The organism is Pantoea sp. SIMBA_079, from assembly GCF_046940275.1.
GTDB lineage: Bacteria > Pseudomonadota > Gammaproteobacteria > Enterobacterales > Enterobacteriaceae > Pantoea > Pantoea borealis.
Genome location: NZ_JAWRYR010000968.1, coordinates 1 through 232, shown reverse-complemented (window position 1 = coordinate 232; position 232 = coordinate 1). Strand labels below are relative to the sequence as shown.

Sequence of the window (232 nt, the reverse complement as noted above, 5' to 3'; positions counted from 1 at the left end):
CGGATTGCGAAACCTTGGCAGCAGCCAGGTTCGCAATTTCCTCCGGCGTTGCAGGCGACTGCGCATGAATTGTCAGATTCAAGTTCACTTGCGGGGCAGGGGGCGGGTTCATGACCTGGACCTGCTGGACGCCGGAAGGCTGGGCTATGACCGTGGGCGTGCCGAGCAGGGACACTTGCTCCGGTTTCCCATCGGATGATCCGGACGGGCTGTATTTTTTCCAGCCGATTCC

1 protein-coding gene is annotated in these 232 nt (G+C 60.3%); it reads right to left on the bottom strand.

Going from position 1 to position 232, the window contains the following annotated elements; all coding sequences use genetic code 11:
* Positions 1-232 (bottom strand): hypothetical protein (locus SB719_RS22820; protein WP_412160135.1); only part of this gene is annotated, 232 nt, incomplete at both ends.